The organism is Thioalkalivibrio sp. ALJ3, from assembly GCF_000377205.1.
Lineage (GTDB): Bacteria > Pseudomonadota > Gammaproteobacteria > Ectothiorhodospirales > Ectothiorhodospiraceae > Thioalkalivibrio.
In genome coordinates this window covers 196,900-215,087 of the sequence record NZ_KB897908.1, presented here as the reverse complement: position 1 = coordinate 215,087, position 18,188 = coordinate 196,900, and the positions used below count along the sequence as shown (strand labels likewise).

General features: G+C 65.5%; 15 protein-coding genes. 11 read left to right on the top strand and 4 right to left on the bottom strand.

The window, feature by feature from the left end:
* Positions 1-108 precede the first annotated feature (108 nt).
* Together tsf and rpsB are read right to left on the bottom strand one after the other, a co-directional pair.
* Positions 109-981 carry a translation elongation factor Ts gene (gene tsf, locus C935_RS0109720; RefSeq protein ID WP_018862309.1) on the bottom strand — a complete coding sequence of 291 codons (873 nt, stop codon included), beginning with the start codon at positions 979-981 and terminating at the stop codon, positions 109-111.
* 113 nt (positions 982-1,094) lie between these two features.
* The gene (rpsB, locus tag C935_RS0109715; protein ID WP_018862308.1) at positions 1,095-1,877 is read right to left on the bottom strand and encodes a 30S ribosomal protein S2; all 783 of its coding nucleotides are present in this window, start codon (positions 1,875-1,877) and stop codon (positions 1,095-1,097) included.
* Positions 1,878-2,169: 292 nt separating this feature from the next.
* Between rpsB and map the strand changes: the two genes are divergently transcribed.
* Entirely contained in the window at positions 2,170-2,955 is a 786-nt protein-coding gene (gene map, locus C935_RS0109710) for a type I methionyl aminopeptidase (RefSeq protein WP_018862307.1), read from the top strand.
* Position 2,956: 1 nt separating this feature from the next.
* The gene (gene glnD, locus C935_RS0109705; RefSeq protein WP_018862306.1) at positions 2,957-5,638 is read left to right on the top strand and encodes a [protein-PII] uridylyltransferase; all 2,682 of its coding nucleotides are present in this window, start codon (positions 2,957-2,959) and stop codon (positions 5,636-5,638) included.
* 6 nt (positions 5,639-5,644) lie between these two features.
* Here glnD and C935_RS0109700 read toward each other — a convergent pair whose 3' ends face one another.
* Both C935_RS0109700 and C935_RS0109695 read right to left on the bottom strand, forming a co-directional pair.
* On the bottom strand, positions 5,645-6,397 hold the full coding sequence (locus C935_RS0109700) for an OmpA family protein (protein WP_018862305.1): 753 nt from the start codon (positions 6,395-6,397) through the stop codon (positions 5,645-5,647).
* Entirely contained in the window at positions 6,394-7,497 is a 1,104-nt protein-coding gene (locus tag C935_RS0109695) for a hypothetical protein (RefSeq protein ID WP_026278753.1), read from the bottom strand. Before C935_RS0109695 ends, C935_RS0109700 begins: the two co-directional genes overlap by 4 nt.
* Positions 7,498-7,789: 292 nt before the next feature.
* On the opposite strand from C935_RS0109695, the gene C935_RS0109690 reads away from it, so the two are divergent.
* The 9 genes from C935_RS0109690 (at position 7,790) to hpnC (ending at position 18,173) form a co-directional block, all read left to right on the top strand.
* On the top strand, positions 7,790-8,461 hold the full coding sequence (locus C935_RS0109690) for a PhnD/SsuA/transferrin family substrate-binding protein (RefSeq protein ID WP_018862303.1): 672 nt from the start codon (positions 7,790-7,792) through the stop codon (positions 8,459-8,461).
* A gap of 468 nt (positions 8,462-8,929) precedes the next feature.
* Positions 8,930-9,322 carry a DoxX family protein gene (locus C935_RS0109685; protein ID WP_018862302.1) on the top strand — a complete coding sequence of 131 codons (393 nt, stop codon included), beginning with the start codon at positions 8,930-8,932 and terminating at the stop codon, positions 9,320-9,322.
* Positions 9,323-9,597: 275 nt separating this feature from the next.
* Positions 9,598-12,420, top strand: coding sequence for an EAL domain-containing protein (locus C935_RS0109680; protein WP_018862301.1), 2,823 nt, complete (start codon positions 9,598-9,600; stop codon positions 12,418-12,420).
* Between the two features lie 76 nt (positions 12,421-12,496).
* On the top strand, positions 12,497-13,117 hold the full coding sequence (gene wrbA, locus C935_RS0109675) for an NAD(P)H:quinone oxidoreductase (RefSeq protein ID WP_018862300.1): 621 nt from the start codon (positions 12,497-12,499) through the stop codon (positions 13,115-13,117).
* Positions 13,118-13,188: 71 nt separating this feature from the next.
* The gene (locus C935_RS0109670; protein WP_018862299.1) at positions 13,189-14,526 is read left to right on the top strand and encodes a TRZ/ATZ family hydrolase; all 1,338 of its coding nucleotides are present in this window, start codon (positions 13,189-13,191) and stop codon (positions 14,524-14,526) included.
* Between the two features lie 11 nt (positions 14,527-14,537).
* Complete coding sequence (gene ubiG, locus C935_RS0109665) at positions 14,538-15,281, top strand: bifunctional 2-polyprenyl-6-hydroxyphenol methylase/3-demethylubiquinol 3-O-methyltransferase UbiG (RefSeq protein WP_026278752.1); 744 nt, start codon at positions 14,538-14,540, stop codon at positions 15,279-15,281.
* On the top strand, positions 15,278-15,964 hold the full coding sequence (gph, locus tag C935_RS0109660) for a phosphoglycolate phosphatase (RefSeq protein ID WP_018862297.1): 687 nt from the start codon (positions 15,278-15,280) through the stop codon (positions 15,962-15,964). Before ubiG ends, gph begins: the two co-directional genes overlap by 4 nt.
* A complete protein-coding gene (rmuC, locus tag C935_RS0109655; RefSeq protein ID WP_018862296.1) occupies positions 15,949-17,298 on the top strand; it encodes a DNA recombination protein RmuC in 1,350 nt (449 codons plus the stop codon). Before gph ends, rmuC begins: the two co-directional genes overlap by 16 nt.
* A gap of 5 nt (positions 17,299-17,303) precedes the next feature.
* Positions 17,304-18,173: a squalene synthase HpnC gene (gene hpnC, locus C935_RS0109650; RefSeq protein WP_018862295.1), complete on the top strand. Its 870-nt coding sequence runs from the start codon at positions 17,304-17,306 to the stop codon at positions 18,171-18,173.
* Positions 18,174-18,188 lie beyond the last annotated feature (15 nt).

Genomic DNA, 18,188 nt, shown 5'->3' with positions numbered 1-18,188 from the left:
CGGGCTCGGGTCCTGCGCCTGCCATGTGGATGGCCGGATTCCGGCCGGGGCCGGTGCGAGCGCGTCCCGCGCCCGCACCGGGAGTCTACGCGAAAGCGATCTGGCGAATCAGGCCCCGCGGGCCTGAGCCATCACTTCTTCGGCGAAGTTCTCTTTTTTCTTCTCAATGCCTTCGCCCACCTCGTAGCGCAGGAAACCGGCCACCGAGGCGCCCTTCGATTCCAGCAGCTGGCCAACGGTCTGATCGGGGTCCTTCACAAACGGCTGACCGACCAGGGTGATCTCGGCGAGGTACTTGCGAATGCGGCCTTCGATCATCTTCTCGATGATGTTCTCCGGCTTGCCCGACTCCTCGGCCTGGGCCTTGAAGATCGCGCGCTCCTTGTCGAGCAGATCCTGCGGCACGCCGGTCTCATCCACGCATACCGGCTTCGAAGCCGCGATGTGCATGGCGACATCCTTCGCGAGGGCCTCGTCGCCCCCCTTCAGGCTGACCACGACGCCAATCCGGGCGCCGTGCTGGTAAAAGCCCAGCGCGTCTTCGGCCTGCAGCCGATCAAAGCGGCGCACCTGGACGTTCTCGCCAACCTTCGCGATCAGCTGGGTCCGGTGCTCCTCGAGGTTCTGGCCATCGACGGTTTCGGCCATCAGGGCCTCAACGTCATCCGCGCCCGAATTCAGCGCGACCTGGGCACAGCGAGCGGCAAAGGCGCGGAAGTTGTCGTCGTTACCGACAAAGTCGGTCTCGCAGTTGATCTCCACCAGCACGGCCTTCTTGTTGCCCTCGGTGACGATCTCGACCCGGCCTTCGGCGGCCACACGACCGGCCTTCTTGTCGGCCTTGGCCATACCGGACTTGCGCATGGCCTCCACGGCGGCCTCGAGGTCACCGCCGGTCTCGGTCAGTGCCTTCTTGCACTCCATCATGCCGGCGCCGGTGCGCTCGCGCAGTTCTTTAACTTGGGCAGCAGTAATCTGCATCGGGATGTACTCCTGAAAAATTCGTCAATCGGACCGGCTGCGTGGCAATCTGCAGCCGGCCCTTGCGTTCAACCAGCCCGAGCGCGATCACACGCATCGAGCCTGAGGCCGACTCAGGCCGGGTTGGCCGGAGCCGCCTCGCTGGATTCGGCGCCACCGTCGGTTGCGGCATCCGAGCCCGCGAACTCGTCCTCGGACACGCCGCCCGTGGTCACCGCGCCCTTGGCCTCGATGATCGTGTCGGCGATCGCAGCCACGTACAGCTGGATCGCCCGCATCGCGTCATCGTTGCCCGGGATCACGTAGTCCACGCCTTCCGGCGAGTGGTTGGAATCGACCACCGCCACGACCGGGATACCGCGCTTCTTCGCCTCGGCAACCGCGATCTTCTCGTAGCCGACATCGATCACGAACATCGCATCCGGCATGCGGTTCATGTCCTTGATGCCGCCCAGGCTGCGCTCGAGCTTGTCCTTTTCCCGGCGGCGGGTCAGTGCTTCGCGCTTGTTCAGCACCTCGAAGCTGCCATCGGCGTCCATGGTCTCCAGGTCCTTCAGGCGCTTGATCGACTGCTTGACCGTACTGAAGTTGGTCAGCATGCCGCCCAGCCAGCGATGGGACACATGGGGCATGCCGCAACGACGGGCCTCTTCGGCGACCACGTCACGCGCGGAGCGCTTGGTACCGACGAACATGATCTTGCCGCCGTCCGCGGCGATCTTGCCAAGGAAGTTCAACGCGTCGTTGAACATCGGCAGGGACTTCTCGAGGTTGATGATATGAATCTTGTTGCGTTCCCCGAAGATGTACGGGGCCATCTTGGGATGCCAGTAGCGCGTCTGGTGGCCGAAATGGACACCGGCTTCCAGCATCTGTCGCATAGTCACGAGGGACATGAGGTTTCTCCTGTAACGGGTTGAGCCTCCACGCATCCCGATCTGAAACCCGGCACGAGACCGAAGCCTCCTGGCAGGCACCCGACAGACCGTGTCGATGCGTGTGTGGATTAAGGTTCGCGAGAACGCCGCCTGTTGGCCGCCTCACGGCCCCGCCGAATTGCCAGCGAGGCGCGCGCTTTATAGCATAGGACGCTGACTCGAACCAACTGTCCGGGCCCTGTTTGGCGCCGTGTCGCCGGCTCCCGAAGACACCGCGCGACGCCGCTCACAGGTCTCGACCGGAGCCCTCATGCCCGTATCCATCAAGACCCCTGAAGAGATCGAACACATGCGCGTCGCCGGCCGTCTGGCCGCCGAGGTCCTGGAGATGATCGAGCCACACGTCCAGGCCGGGGTCACCACCGGCGAGTTGGACCGCATCTGCCACGACTACATCGTGAACACCCAAGATGCGATCCCCGCCCCGCTCAATTACCGCGGCTTCCCCAAGTCGATCTGCACCTCGGTCAACCATCAGGTGTGTCACGGCATCCCGGGCGATCGCAAACTGAAAAACGGCGACATCCTCAATATCGACATCACGGTGATCAAGAACGGTTTTCACGGCGACACATCGCGAATGTTCGTGATCGGCAAACCCAGCATCCAGGCCCAGCGCGTGATCGACGTCGCCCGCACCAGCATGTATCTCGGCATCCAGCAGGTGCGCCCCGGCGCCACCCTCGGCGATATCGGGCATGCGATCCAGCAGTATGCCGAAGGCCAGCGCTGCTCGGTGGTGCGCGAGTTCTGCGGCCATGGCATCGGTCGCGGTTTCCACGAAGACCCGCAGGTGCTGCACTACGGCAAGCCGGGGACCGGCCTCAAGCTCGAGGAAGGCATGTGCTTCACCATCGAGCCGATGGTCAACGCGGGGCGCCGGCATACCCGCATCCTCGCCGATGGCTGGACTGCGGTGACCAAGGATCACAGCCCGTCCGCGCAGTGGGAACACACCATCCTGGTGACCGCCGACGGCTATGAAATACTGACCATGCGCAAGGACGAAACGCCCCCGCAGGAACTCGCGGCCTGAGATGACCACCCTGCCCGCCGGTGACACGCCCAGCGAGGCGGACAGCCCTGCGTTCTCCCCGGACTGGGGCGAGGACTACCAGCATCTGAGCCGTAACCCCGGGAACATCTCCTTGTTCCGGGATCGCCGCCGCGCCATCCTCGAACAGCAGTACCAGGGCTTTCGCGACGGGATGCCGATCGAGGAACTGATCCTCGGCCATGCCCGACGCATTGACGAAATGCTCAAGCTCATCTGGGCCCAACAGGGGCTGGCCGACGACGACCGCCTTTGTCTGGTTGCGGTCGGCGGTTACGGACGCGGCGAGCTGCACCCCGCCTCCGACATCGACCTGCAGATCGTCATTGATGACACCACAGACCGCGAGGTGTTCGACCGCATCAGCGCGTTCGTCACCTTCCTCTGGGATATCGGAATCGAAGTCGGCCACAGCGTACGCAGCATCAAGGACTGCACCCGCGAGGCCCACGACGACATCACGGTCGCAACCAACCTGATCGAATCACGCTACTTAAGCGGAAATTTGAGCCTGTTCAACGATTTTCGCGCCGCAATCGACTCCGATCACATCTGGGATTCGCGCAGTTTCTACGCCGCCAAGCTCGCGGAACAACAGGCCCGGCATCGCCGCTTCGGGGAAACCGGCTACCGCCTGGAACCCAATGTGAAGGAAGGTCCCGGCGGGCTGCGCGACATCCAGATGATCGGCTGGGTGACCAAGCGCCACTACGGCGCCGAACGCATCGAAGAGCTGGTGTCGCTGGGCTTCCTGCGCGAGGGCGAGCTTCACGAGATGCTGGAGGGCCAGAGCTTTCTCTGGAGGGTGCGCTTCGCCCTGCACATGCTGGCCGGGCGCCGCGAGGATCGGTTGCTGTTCGACCTGCAGCGCCAGCTGGCCAACACATTCGGCTTCGTGGACCAGAACCACAACCGTGCGGTCGAGCAGTTCATGCAGCGCTACTTCCGCACGATCAACGATCTGGAACGACTCAACGAACTGCTGCTGCAGCACTTCAACGAAGCCATCCTCGATGATCCACAGGCCCTGCAGGACCCGGCCCGCATCCATCAGCGCTTCCAGGTGCGCGGCGGCTATCTGGAAGCGGCACATGACCAGGTCTTCATGATCTACCCACCGGCTCTGCTGGAGGTCTTTCGCCTGCTGCAGGAGCACCCGGAGATCCAGGGTATCCGCGCCTCGACCATCCGCCTGATCCGCGCCCACCGACATCTGATCGACGGGCACTTCCGCCGCAACCCCGTCTGCCGTGCGCTGTTTATGGACATCCTGCGCGCACCCCGCGGAATTACCAGCCAGCTGCGCCGCATGAACCGTTATGGTGTGCTGGGCAACTACCTCCCCGCCTTCGGGCGCATCATCGGGCGTATGCAGTACGACCTGTTCCACGCCTACACGGTCGACGAACACACCCTCAACGTGGTGCGCAACGCCCGCCGGCTGGCTTTGCCAGAGTTTGCCCACGAGCAGCCGCTGGCCCACCGCATCCATACGGAACTGGAGCGCCCCGAACGGCTGGTGCTGGCAGCCCTGTTTCATGACATCGCCAAGGGCCGCGGCGGCGACCACTCGGAGCTGGGCGCCCACGATGCCCTGCACTTCTGCCAGCAGCACGGCCTGTCGGACGAAGACGCCGGGCTGGTGGCCTGGCTGGTGCGCTCCCACCTCCTGATGTCCCTCACCGCCCAGCGCAAGGACATCTCCGATCCCGATGTCGTACTGGCCTTCGCCCGCGAGGTCCACACCCGAGAACGCCTCGACTTCCTGTACCTGCTGACCATCGCCGATATCCGTGGCACCAATCCGGAACTGTGGAACAGCTGGAAGGACTCGCTGCTGCAGACCCTCTACCACGCGACAGGCAACGTCCTGGAACGCGGGCTCGACGAGGCGCCGAACATGGACGCACAGATCCGCGAAACCCGCGGCGAGGCACTGCAACTGCTCGAGGATCGCGGCTTCGGCACAGGCGAGGCGGAGGCCCTGTGGGACGAACTCGACGACGAGTACTTCCTCCGCCACTCCGCCGACGAGGTCGCCTGGCACGGACAGGCACTGCTGCCACTGAAAGCCGACGACCTGCCATTGATCCTGGTACGCCCCAAGACCTCGCGCGGCAGCACCGAGATCTTCGTCTATGCCGAAGACCACCCCTACCTGTTTGCCCGGATCACCAGTGCGCTGACCCAGCTGGGCCTCGACATCGTCGACGCCCGCATCATCACCACAGCCGGGGGGCGTACGCTGGACACCTTCCTGGTACTCGAGAGTGGTGGCGGGCAGACCGTGGACGCTGGCTACCGCAGTGACGAAATCCGCCAATACCTGGCCAACGAGCTCACCCGCACCGATGGCGAGAACACCCCCGTCAGCCGCCAGCTACCGCGTCGCCTGAAACATTTCGATGTGGATACCCGAATCGAATTCGAACCTGCCTCCAGCGGGCAGGCCACGCGCATGCGCCTGCGCGCGCTCGACCGTCCTGGACTGCTGTCGACCATCGGCCATGTCCTGGCCGCACACGCGATCGACGTACGCACGGCCCGAATCGCCACCGCCGGCGAGCAGGTGGAAGACAGCTTCCTGCTGGCGCGTAACGACCAGGGGCCACTCGAGCCCACGCAGCAAGAGCAACTCCGCCGCGCCCTGCTCGAGGCCATCTGAACCAGGCTACCGTGCCCGCGCCTCCACCGGCGCAGGCGCGTCCGGCGCTCCGAGCAGACGCGCCTCGAAGTCCGTCAGGACGCTGAACTCCACCCGCCGCGAGGCCTCGCGGTCTTCCCGTCCATCCGCATCCAGCACCCGCCGCGAGGACGACAAGCCTACCGCCGCCACCCGCGAACGGAACCAGTCATCTTCCTGCAGTGGCTCGAGCCGATAGGCATGCTCGAGCACCGCCCGGGTACGCCGCTGGCTCAGGTCCATATTGCCGAAATAGGCATCGATCGCATCGTCGCTACCCGCCCATTCGCTGGAGGTATGCCCCTCGATGCGCACCTCGCGGATCACGTCGGCAAACGGGCGCAACTGCTCCGCGTAGCGCGGCATGAAGTCGTCCAGGATCGCCTCGAAGCGCGGCCGGATACTCGCGGAACTACGCTCGAACAAGACCTCCGGCTCGCGGAAACGCAGCGTCAGTGTGTCGCGGTCGAGTTCCGCATTCCAGCGCGGCAGGTCATCGCGGAACTCCTCCTCCAGCACCGAATAGATCGCCGCGCGCAAAGCGGAGGCCTCGTTGCGTACCTCGGCATGGGCCGCACTGGAGCGCTCGACCTGCACCATGTGCAACAGCGCCAGGAACAGGAAGATCATCATCAACGCGGCCATCAGGTCCGCCACCGCCAGCCAGTGCGAGCCCTGATCCGCCTCGTGCGATGTGCCGCGGGCACGTGCGCGGCGCTGCAACAGCCAGCGCAGGATCACGACCGCGCCCCCAAGGTGTCGGCCGGGGTGGCCACACCCACTGCGAATGCCTCGCCCCGCCAGCGCGACTCGGCCGCACGCCCGGACTGCACGGCGCTCTCGATGCTCTCCAGCATCGCCTCCAACCGTGCATCCATTGCGGGGAAAGCCTCGGTGGCTCGATCACGCAGCGCGGCGATGGCACTCAACAGGGCCTCCAGCTCCACCGTCTCCCGCCGCAGACTGGACAGCGTCGCATCCTGCTCTTCGACATGCCGGGTAATCTTCAGCGCCTGTCCAGTCAGACGCTCCAGCGCACCTTCGCTCTGTTCGACGCCCTCCCGCGCCTGGTCGAACGCCCGGTGCAGGGTATCCATCTGCTCGCGGTAGCGATCCTGCCAGTCCACCAGCCGCGCCACGGAGTCGTCCAGTCGGCGGAAGTTCTCGCCGAACTGCTCGCCCAGACGGTCGTTGAAATCGCGAATCACCTGCTCCAGCGCGGCCACCAGATGCCCGCTGCTGAGCTCGCTCATGCGATCCGCCAGCCCCTCCAGGCTCTGCTTCAGCTCGTGGTGTTGATCTTTCAACCGATCATCCAGACGGCGATCCATGCGCTGCACCGCCTGTAGCAGGGCCCGTGTGGCGTCGCGCTGCTCGGCCAGCACACGTTCGGGGTCATCGCTGGCTTGAGGGTCCACCCCACCACCCGGGACCGCGTCCGGGGCCGGCATCATCACCTGCAGAACGCGCAATACCGCCGCCAGCAGGAGACCCACGATGCTGGTCACGAAGGCGAGCTTCAGGCCCTCCAGCAATGCCGGGATGCTCGCTTCCACCCGAGCGGCGTCGAAATCGATCAGCCCGATGGCAACACCAAGGAACGTACCGAGGATCCCCAATGTGGTCAGCAACGCGGGCGCGGCGCCCTGCAGGGCGGGCGCTCGACGCAGGGCCAGGGCCATCAACGCCACGAGAAACAGCCCGAACAGCAACAGCGAAAAAGCGCCGATGACCGTCAGGGGTGTCAAATCCTGCAGCATGGCGAGAAGGGCCTCCGCCACGCGATCGAATACGTTCATGTCCATTCCTCCGGCCGTGTCCGTCGACACGGTGATCTGCATGCCGGAGGCCTCATGCAAGATTAGCGCCAGCTCCCCGCCACCCACGGGAGAAGACCATTCAACGTTCTCGTTAACGAAATCCCGTCAGGCCACGCGGGGAGCCCGCGGCCACTCCGCCAAGTTGTTGACACATGATGGACAGGCCCCTCGATACGCGCTATGGATAGCAAGACGAGCAGCCGCAGGGAGGAGGCGCATGCGAGCCCCCGGGCCACGCGTTTGGTCGTCATGCCGATTTGCCGTGCGTTCGCGGCGGGTGGGGGCTTGCCTCACAATCCTGCTCACACTCCTGATGGCATCCCCGGTCACCGCCGACACATGGACCCTGGGTGTGCAGCCCTTCGCCAGCCCGCCCGTACTGTTCGAACGCTATGCGCCCTTGCGCGACTGGATCGCCGAAGAGCGCGGCGACCCCGTGTTTCTGGAGTCATCCCGGGATTTGTCACAGTTCATTGAGCGCCTCCACGACGAACGCTACGAAATCGCCATCGTCGCCCCCCATGTGGTGCCCCTGCTCGACGCGGCCGGGCCCTATGCGCCCGTCGCACGCTCAAGAGATATCTTCGCCATTGTGATCGTCGCCCCCGCTGACAGCGCGATCAGGAGTCTGACTGACCTTGAAGGCACCACACTGGCCACACCCTTCCGCCACAGCATAGGCGCCACCCTGGCGCGCACCCTCCTGGAGATCGAATTTGCGCCCAATGAGCCAGCAGTCGAATACCTGGAGTTCCCGCACCACCAGGGAGCCACATCGGCCATGCTGCTGGGCCTGGCCGACGCAAGTGTGGTGGTGATCGACGGGGTCGCCCTGCAACCGCGTGAAGAGACGGTCGACACCGCACGACTGATCGCCCTCGCCGACGGCACTCTGGCCCGCATCATCGCTCAGTCGGAGAGTTTCCCCGGCTTCACGGTTGTGCTCCACCAACGTGCGCGCAGCGATGATCTAGGGAGACGCTGATTTAATCGCACGTCCGCGTTGGTGCCCCCTGTTTTCCGAGACAAGGCGCGTCGTGCAGCGGGTAGTGGTTCTACCCGCAAGCGGCGCAACGCAGGATCGGGGAACAGGGGGCGCCAACCCCACAAGCCATTGAAAGCAGGGGCTCGGCCGCTTTTGCGTGGGAACGGCGTTGCGGTTCCCTTGTGCAGAATGACTGCACGGCAGTCACCGCGCCTTGTTCGCACGCAAAAGCGACTCGAGCGCGGACGTGTGATTAAATCAGCGTCTCCCTAGACTTGCAGGGGAAATTCGAGCGGCTGTCGGATACTCCAGACGGACGCGCGCTTCTGCAGGCGATTCGACACGAACGGGGCTTCGATGCCGCCGGCCCGGACGATTTTTCGCGGCTCGCGGGCCTGCTCGAGGACAAAGAACAGCCCGTTTCCTCACCGGATACCCACCCACCATCCACTTACAAGGAGACCACGGATGGACAACATACTGGACGATAGTGGCAAGCTCATTCTGCGCCTGGCCCTGGGCGTAATGATCCTGCTCCACGGGATCGACAAGATCTCTGGCGGTGTCGGGCACATCGAAGGCATGCTGGCCGGCGCTGGCCTGCCGGGGATACTTGCCTACGGTGCCTATATTGGCGAGGTGCTGGCACCGGTCCTGTTGATCATTGGTCTGTATGCGCGCATCGGTGCCGTGCTGATCGCAGTGAACATGCTGTTCGCCATCGGTCTCGCCCATGCGGACGAGGTTGTTCAGTTGACCCAGCACGGCGGCTGGGCCATCGAACTGCAGGCCATGTTCCTGTTCTCGGCAATCGCCCTGGCCCTGACCGGCCCCGGCCGCCTCGCCATCAACCGCTACTAGGGAGACGACACCCCGCGATCAGACGACACCCGCCGTCCAGGGCCATCCCCAGCACGGATCCCTGGACGGCGAATCGGGGAGCGCCAACGGTCGGGCATCATGCCTCCGTGTGAGGAAAGTCATCCTCCATTCAGGTAGCATAATGGACCTTGCAGGCGCTGAAGCCCGGTCAACACGGGCGCCTACGGACGGACCATGTTCCATCTCCCACTCGAATCCAAGCTGCACTGCGTCATGCCGCGCCGTGCCCGTTCTGACGGGTCTACGGGGCCTGCATGCGCCTGAACGTCGCCTGGCAGATCATCATCGGGACCGTCGCGATCCAGGTCGTGATGGTCGGGGCTTTGCTCTTTAGCGGCATCACCCAAGTCCAGCAGAATCAGCAGGAAGTACTGGAACGCACCGCGGAACAGCAAAGCCGGCTGCTGGGGTCGGCCCTCACTCCCGGCCTGGCCTATGCGGACCCCGCGATGCTGCAGGATCTGCTCGGCCTGCTGGCCGACGACTCGAACGTGCTGTACGCAGTGGTACTCGACGCCAGCGATCGCCCCCTGGCCTCGGTCGGCGTCGCACCGGACCACCTTCCCGCGGTCGAGCAAGGCGTACGCAGAGAGGCCGGCCAGGTCGAAATCGCCCGCAGTATCGAGCTTTCCGATCAACCCCTTGGCTCAGTGGCCGTCGGCTACTCCACCGAGGCAATCGAGCAGCTCTCGGCGAACCTCCTGGAACGCAATGTTCTGCTGGCCCTGGGCGTGCTGGGGCTGTCGATCCTCGCGGCCATCCTGTTCGCCCTGATGATGACCCGGCGCCTGCGTCTGCTGTTGCAAGGGAGCAAGGCACTGGAGGCCGGACACCTGGACCATCGAGTGCGTATCGACTCGCGCGACGAATTCGGCGATCTGGCCCTGACGTTCAACGACATGGCAGCCCATCTGGGTACCACTCAATCGACCCTGCAACAGCAAAACCAGCAGCTGAACCGGTCCGTGGCCCGACTGGAATCGATGCTGGGCGGGGCCAACGCCATCCTGTGGGAAGCCAACCCTGACAGCCATGAATGGGAGTTCGTTGCGGGGGATACACGCAAGCTGCTGGGCTTTCCCTCGCGCAACCTGGGCCGCGGCGAGCTCCGCGCGCGGCATATCCACCCGGCCGATCTGCCCCGTGTTCGCGAGGCGGCGCGCGAACCCGGTGCCGGTCCCAAGGTGGTGGACTACCGTTTCGCCCACCGCAACGGGCAATGGATCTGGCTGCGCGACATCCTCTCCTGGGCCGATGATTCAGGGAACCGCCGCAGTCTCCGCGGCCTCACGCTGGACATCACTGCCCACCGGCGCGCCACCGCGGCCCTGAAGGAAAGCGAGAACCGCTACAAGGACGTCGTCAACCACATCTCCGAGGTGATCTTCCGCACCGATGCCGATGGCCGATGGACGCTCCTGAACCCGGCATGGGAAGCCATGACCGGCTTTCCAGTGGAAGAGACCTTGGGCGAACCGCTATGCAACTACGTGGTCCCACACGACCGCGACGACGCGCAAAGCTTCTGCGCCACCCTGCTCGAAGGGGGCACCCACGCGCAGTCCGAAGAGATCCGGCTGCGCACCCACGACGGCGGCCATCGCTGGGTCAGCGTCTACGCCAGTGCCCGCTTCGATGACGATGGCCAGGTCATGGCCATGTTCGGCACCATGATGGATATTTCCGACCGCAAGGAGGCCGAGGAGGAGATTCGCCGCCTTGCCTTCTTCGATGGATTGACCGGACTTCCCAACCGTACACTGCTGCATGACCGGCTGGGCCAGGCACTCGCGAACACGGCTCGCACAGGCCAGCATGGTGCTGTTCTGTTCATCGACCTGGACAACTTCAAGGACATCAACGATACCCTGGGCCATGCGGTTGGCGATGACCTGCTGCGGCAGGTCGCACGTCGCATGGCAAATTCCGTGCGCGAAGCCGACACGCTGGCGCGCCTGGGTGGCGACGAGTTCGTGATCATTCTCAACGACCTCCACCCGGATCCGGCCAGGGCCGCCACCGAAGCGGAGGCGGTCGGACGCAAGCTGATCAACCTCCTGCGCGAACCTTTCGAGCTCGCAGGTCAGAACCGGCATGTCACCCCCAGCATTGGCGCCACGCTCTTCAGTGGCCGCAGCCTCGGCGTGGAGGAGGTCCTCAAGCAGGCGGACCTGGCCATGTATCGCGCGAAGAACGCCGGGCGCAACACGGTACGTTTCTACGACCCCGAGCTGCATCGAGCCGTGGAGGCCCGCTTCGAACTGGAGAGCGAACTGCGCCAGGCACTCGACCACGACGGATTCACCGTGGCCTACCAACCTCAAGTGGAAGCCGATGGACATGTGATCGGCGCCGAGTTGCTACTGCGCTGGCCGCATCCGCAGCGGGGCGAAATCGCCCCTACCGTGTTTATCCCCGTCGCGGAGCAAACGGGTCTGATCGTTCCCATCGGGCGCCAGGTACTGCGTACCGCCTGTGAGCGGCTTGCCGCATGGCAGCATTCTGCTGCGTTCCGCAAACTCACCCTTTCCGTCAATGTCAGCGCTCGGCAGTTTCGCCACAAGCAGTTCGTCCAGGATCTGCACACGATGCTGCAGGAGACTGGCGCCCCGGCCAGCCGCCTGAAGCTCGAACTGACCGAGAGCATGCTGCTTGAGGATGTCGACACGGTCGTCTCCCATATCGACGATCTGCGGCTGCTGGGGGTCGAATTCGCCCTCGACGACTTCGGCACCGGTTATTCCTCCCTTGCCTACCTCAAGCGACTTCCGCTGTCGCAGCTCAAGATCGACCAGTCATTCGTACGGGACGTACTGGACGACCCGAACGACGCCGCGATCGCCCAGATGGTCGTCAATCTCGCCCACACGCTGGATCTGGACGTCATTGCCGAAGGTGTCGAAACCGACGAGCAGCGCGCCTTCCTGTTCGGTCTGGGCTGCCGCCACTTCCAGGGGTTCCTGTACGGTTACCCAGGAGACCTCGAAGGGTTGGAAACTGCCGTGCTCGCCGCATCCCCCGTGAGCCTGGAGCCCACTTTACGGCCCCAAATCGATTCGATTAAATCGAATCGATAAGCCGTATAAAAGGCATTTTCGTTCGCTTTGACAGGAATTACTCTGGGACAGTCAATGCACCCACGAGGTTGATTCCATGAGCACCAAAGTCCTGATTCTGTATTACTCCACCTGGGGTCACATCGAACAGATGGCCGAGGCCGTCGCCCGCGGCGCCCGCGAGGTCTCCGGCACCGAGGTGACGATCAAGCGCGTCCCGGAGCTGATGCCCGAGGAAGTCGCCAAACAGGCCGGGGCCAAACTTGACCAGGCCGCCCCCATCGCCAAGCCAGAAGAACTGGCGGAGTATGATGCAGTCATCATCGGCACCCCGACCCGTTACGGCCGCATGTGCGCGCAGATGGCCAACTTCCTCGATCAAACCGGCGCGCTGTGGTTTGGCGACAAGCTGGTCGGCAAGATCGGCTCGGCATTCAGCTCGACCGCCTCGCAACACGGCGGCCAGGAGACCACACTGGTCTCGACCATCGTCAACCTGATGCACTACGGCATGACCATTGTGGGGCTGCCTTACAGCGAGAAACGCCTGCTCGACATGAGCGAGATCAGCGGCGGCACCCCCTACGGCGCCACCACCCTGGCCGATGGCGATGGCTCGCGTCAGCCAAGCGAGAACGAACTCGCGATGGCCGCCTCCCAGGGCCGGCACGTCGCCGAAATCGCCCGCGCGCAGGCCCTAGGGCGCCAGGCGGCATAGAAACACGGGGGCGCCCCGGGGCGCCCCTTTGGGGTACCATGCGCGGCCGAACCCCCTCGGTCTGGCCTCTCATGTCGACACCCCAAACACTGGTCCTCAGTGCCTCGCAGATTCTTCCGGTGATCCCGCGCGACACGGTGCTCGCCAATCACGCGCTGGTCATTCGCGACGGACTCATCGAGGCCCTGCTGCCGCGTGAGGAAGCCCTCGCGCAACACCCCGATGCCGAACACCTGCACCGCGAAGGCCATGCCCTGATTCCGGGCCTGGTCAACGTGCATACGCATTCGGGCATGAGCCTGTTGCGCGGGTTGGGCAGCGACCGTCCGCTCATGGAGTGGCTCAAGCGTTACATCTGGCCCGCCGAAGGCCGTCTGCTCTCACCCGAGTTCGTGCGGGCGGGCACGCGCCTCTCCATCGCCGAGATGCTGCGCGGCGGGACCACCTGCTTCAGCGATATGTACCTGTTCGTCGACGACGCCGCGCGCGTGGTCGACGAATCCGGCATCCGTGCTGCACTGGGCCTGACGGTGTTTGACTTCCCCACACCCTGGGCCCAGACGACGGACGAGTACTTCCAGCGGGGCGCCGAAGTCGTCGATAACTGGCAGCACCACGACCGCATTCACTACACCGTCGCGCCACATGCCCCCTACACCGTGGGGGACGAGAGCCTGCAGCGCGTGGCGCAGCGCGCCCGCGAACTGGCCGTCCCTATCCACATGCATGTACACGAGACTGCCGGCGAAACCGCCGATGCCGAACGCGACCACGGCGAGCGGCCGCTGGCCCGCCTGGCGCGCCTGGGTCTGCTGGACCAGCCGTTCATCGCCGTACACATGACCCAGGTCAGTGCACAGGACCGCGAGTTGCTTCAAGGGCGTCCCGTGTCAGTAGCGCACTGCCCGGAATCCAACCTGAAACTCGCCTCCGGTTTTTGTCCGGCCGCCGAACTACTGGGCGCCGGCGTGAACGTGGGGCTGGGCACCGATGGCACCGCTTCCAACAACGATCTCGACATGATCGGGGAGATACGCACGGCGGCGTTGCTGGCCAAGGGCGTCAGTGGCGATGCCTCGGCCCTCCCCGCCACCGCCGCACTGGAGATGGCCACGCTGGGCAGCGCCCGTGCACTGGGCCTGGCCGACCGCATCGGGAGCCTGGAGCCCGGCAAGCAGGCCGACGTGATCAGCATCGACCTTCGCGCCATCGAACTTCAGCCCATGCACGAACCCGCCGCACAGATCGTCTACGCCGCCACCCGCGAGGCCGTAACCGACGTCCACGTCGCCGGGCGGCCATTGCTCAGGGATCGGGAACTGCTTACGCTGGACCTGGACGAGCTCCAGGCCGAGGCCCGCGAATGGGGCGCGCGCGTGCTGGAAATCCAGCGCGAACTGGCCGCGTAATCGAGATGATCATGACCCGCGAATCCCACGCCAGTACTGGCGAAAACGTCGATCACGCCGAACTGCACAAGTTCACGCACCGGGCACACGAGTGGTGGGACCCGAACGGCGCCTTTGCCACCCTCCATGCGATCAACCCCCTGCGCCTGGAATGGATCGACCAGCACGCCGATCTGGCCGGCAAAAAGGTGCTGGATGTCGGCTGTGGCGCGGGCATCCTGTCCGAGGCGATGGCGGTACGCGGCGCACAGGTGACCGCCCTCGATGCCGGGGCCGAGCATCTGGAAGTCGCGCGCGAGCACGCACACGACTCCGGGCTGGAGATCCACTACCTGCACACAACCGCCGAGGCCCATGCCGAGCATCATGCAGGCGACTACGATGTGGTCACCTGCCTGGAGATGCTGGAACACGTGCCCGATCCCGAGGCGGTCATCGACGCCCTGGTCAAGCTGGTACGCCCGGGTGGCTGGCTGTTCCTCTCGACCATCAACCGCACCCCTCGCGCGTTCGCCGAGGCGATCGTCGGTGCCGAATACGTGCTGCGCCTGCTGCCCACTGGCACGCACGAGTTCAGCCGCTTTATCCGGCCCTCGGAACTGGGCGCGGTCCTGCGCAAGCACCGCTTCGAGGTCGTCGACATGACGGGGCTCACCTACTCGCCGCTGTCCGGCCGCTATCGGCTGGTCCCGCGCACGGACGTCAACTACCTGATGGCCGCGCGCCGCCCGGACAGCGACAGCGAGACTCCATGAGCCGCGAACTCCGCGGGGTCCTGTTCGACCTGGACGGGACCCTGCTCGACACGGCCCCGGACATGCATGCCGCGCTGACCGTGCTGCTGGCTGAAAACGATCGCCCGCCACTGCCGTTCGAGGCGGTGCGCAATCACGTTTCGCACGGGTCCCAGGCCCTCGTGCAGCTGGGCTTTCCGGATGTCGAGGGTGCGCGCCGCGAGACCCTCAAGCAGCGCTACCTCGAGATCTACGCTCGCGATCTGTGCGTCGACACCAGCCTCTTTCCCGGGCTGGACCAGGTGCTGGACGCCTGCGCACAGCGCGGCTGGCCGCTTGGTGTGGTGACCAACAAGCCCGCCTGGCTGACCGAGCCGCTCCTGGACGCCCTGGGCCTGACGCCCAGACTGGCCGCGATCGTCAGCGGCGACACCCTCCCGCAACGCAAGCCGGACCCCGAGCCCATGTGGCTGGCCGCACGGCAGACGGGGCTCGCGCCCGAACAGCACTGCTACTGGGGCGACGCCGAACGCGATATCGCGGCCGGTCGCGCCGCCGGCATGGCCACCCTGATCGCGCGCTGGGGCTACATCGACGCCACCCAGGACCCGGACAGCTGGGGGGCTGACGGTGCCCTCGATCAACCGGACGACTTCTGGCACTGGCACCAGGCCAAGGCAGGCCCGCAATGGCTGGCGAGCTGACCGCACTCCCCCTCACCGCCTGGACCGCCCTCGGTGCCGCCCTGCTGGTCGGGCTGGTGCTCGGCTATGCCCTGGCCGGCCTGCGCCTCAATCGCCGCGTGGGCGATCTGCAGACGCGCAATGCCCGCCTGGAGGCCGAACTCGAAGCTGCCGAACAGCGCCGTGAGGACCTGCGCCAGAGCTTCGAGACCGCGCGCCAGGAACTCGACCGCTCCTTCTCGGCGCTCGCCAACGAGGCGCTGGAGGCCAACTCCAACCAGTTCCTGCGTCTGGCCCAGTCGATCCTGTCGCAGAAGCTCAGCGAGGGCCAGAACGAGATCGAGCGCTCGGAGAACAAGGTCGAGGCAATGCTCAAGCCCATCCGCGAGACGCTGGGCAAGACCGAGGCCGAGATCAACGCGATGGAGCGCTCGCGGGCACAGGCCTTCGCCGCACTGAATGAACAGATCCAGCGCCTTAGCTCGGACAACGCCACGCTCCAGCGCGAGGCCCACAACCTGGTGCAGGCCCTGTCGCGTCCCGGGGTGCGCGGGCGCTGGGGCGAGCTGACCCTCAAGCGCGCGGTGGAACTGGCCGGGCTCTCGGCGCACTGCGACTTCACCGAACAACCGGCGCTGGACGGCGACGGCGGCCGCCAGCGCCCGGACCTGCTGGTCCACATGCCCGGCAATCGCGCCCTGGTCGTGGACGCCAAGACCCCCCTGGATGCCTATCTCGACGCCGTCGCCGCGGCTGACCCGGAGCCGCGCGCAGCGGCCTTCAAGCGTCATGCCCAACACCTGCGCTCGCGTGTTACCGAGCTCTCCAGCAAGCAATACTGGGCCAGCGTCGAGCAGTCCCCCGAGTTCGCCGTGCTGTTCCTGCCTGGCGACCCGTTCCTTGCCGCCGCGCTGGAACACGAACCCGGTCTGCTGGAATACGCGCTGGAGCGCCAGGTGCTGCTCGCCACCCCGAGCACGCTGATCGCCCTGCTGCGCACGGTCGAGTACGGCTGGCAGCAGGCGCAGCTGACCGAGCACGCGCTGGAGATTCGGGACCTCGGGGCGGAGCTCTCTCACCGCCTGGGCACCATGACCGAACACCTGGCGCGCCTCGGCAAAGCACTGGATCAAAGCACTGACGCCTACAACAAGACCGTGGGCAGCCTGGAGCGCCAGGTCATGCCGAGCGCCCGCCGCTTCCAGGAACTGGGCATCCGCGCGCGCAAGAGCCCCGAAACACCGGACACCCTGAATAATCGCGCGCGCCAGCCCGTCGATCAGGGCCATGACACGGATCGTCCGGACGACGAGTCGAACGACGATAACGGCCCGGACACGGGTTCGCGGGACTAAGCCGCATGGCGGGCCACCCCGACATCCGCGCCGCCTACCGCCACTGCCGGCGCCGTGCGGCGGCGCACTACGAGAACTTCCCGGTCGCCTCCTGGCTGTTGCCCGCGCGCCTGCGCGGGCCGGTCGCCGCGATCTACTGCTTCGCCCGCGATGCCGACGATCTCGCCGACGAGGACCAACGACCGGTCGACGAGCGGCGGGCCGACCTGATCGCAATGCAGGAGCGCGTGCAGATCCTCGAAAGCCCCGCCGCGGAATCCGAACCGGAATGGATCGCGCTGGCCGATGCACGGCAGCGCTTCAGCCTGCCCGCCGCCCCGTTCGTCGATCTGGTCGACGCCTTCATCCAGGATCTGGAACAGACACGCTACGCCACCTTTGGCGAGGTCATGGAGTACTGCCGCCGCTCCGCCAACCCGGTCGGGCGGCTGATGCTGTACCTCGATGGCAACCCGACCGAGGAGATGATCGGCTACTCCGACGCGGTCTGCTCCGCGCTGCAGCTGATCAACTTCTATCAGGACCTGCACCAGGACATCACCGAGAACAACCGGATCTACCTGCCAAAGGACGAGATGGCGCAGTACGGCGTCAGCGAGGAGATGATCGCGGCCGGCCAGACAACCTTTCCGTTACGCAACCTGATGCAGTTCCAGTACGCCCGCGCCGACCGCCTGCTGCGCGCCGGGGCACCGCTCGGCGGCATGCTGCGCGGACGCATGGGCCTGGAGATCCGCGCGATCATCAACGGCGGCGCCCGCGTACTCTGGCGCCTGCGCCAGCAGGACGACGTCTTCGCCCGCCCGCGCCTGCGCGCCCGCGACGCCTGGATCATCCTCGCCCACAGCCTGCGCCCCCGCCGCCGCAAGCGCTGAAAGCGGCCTAAACGC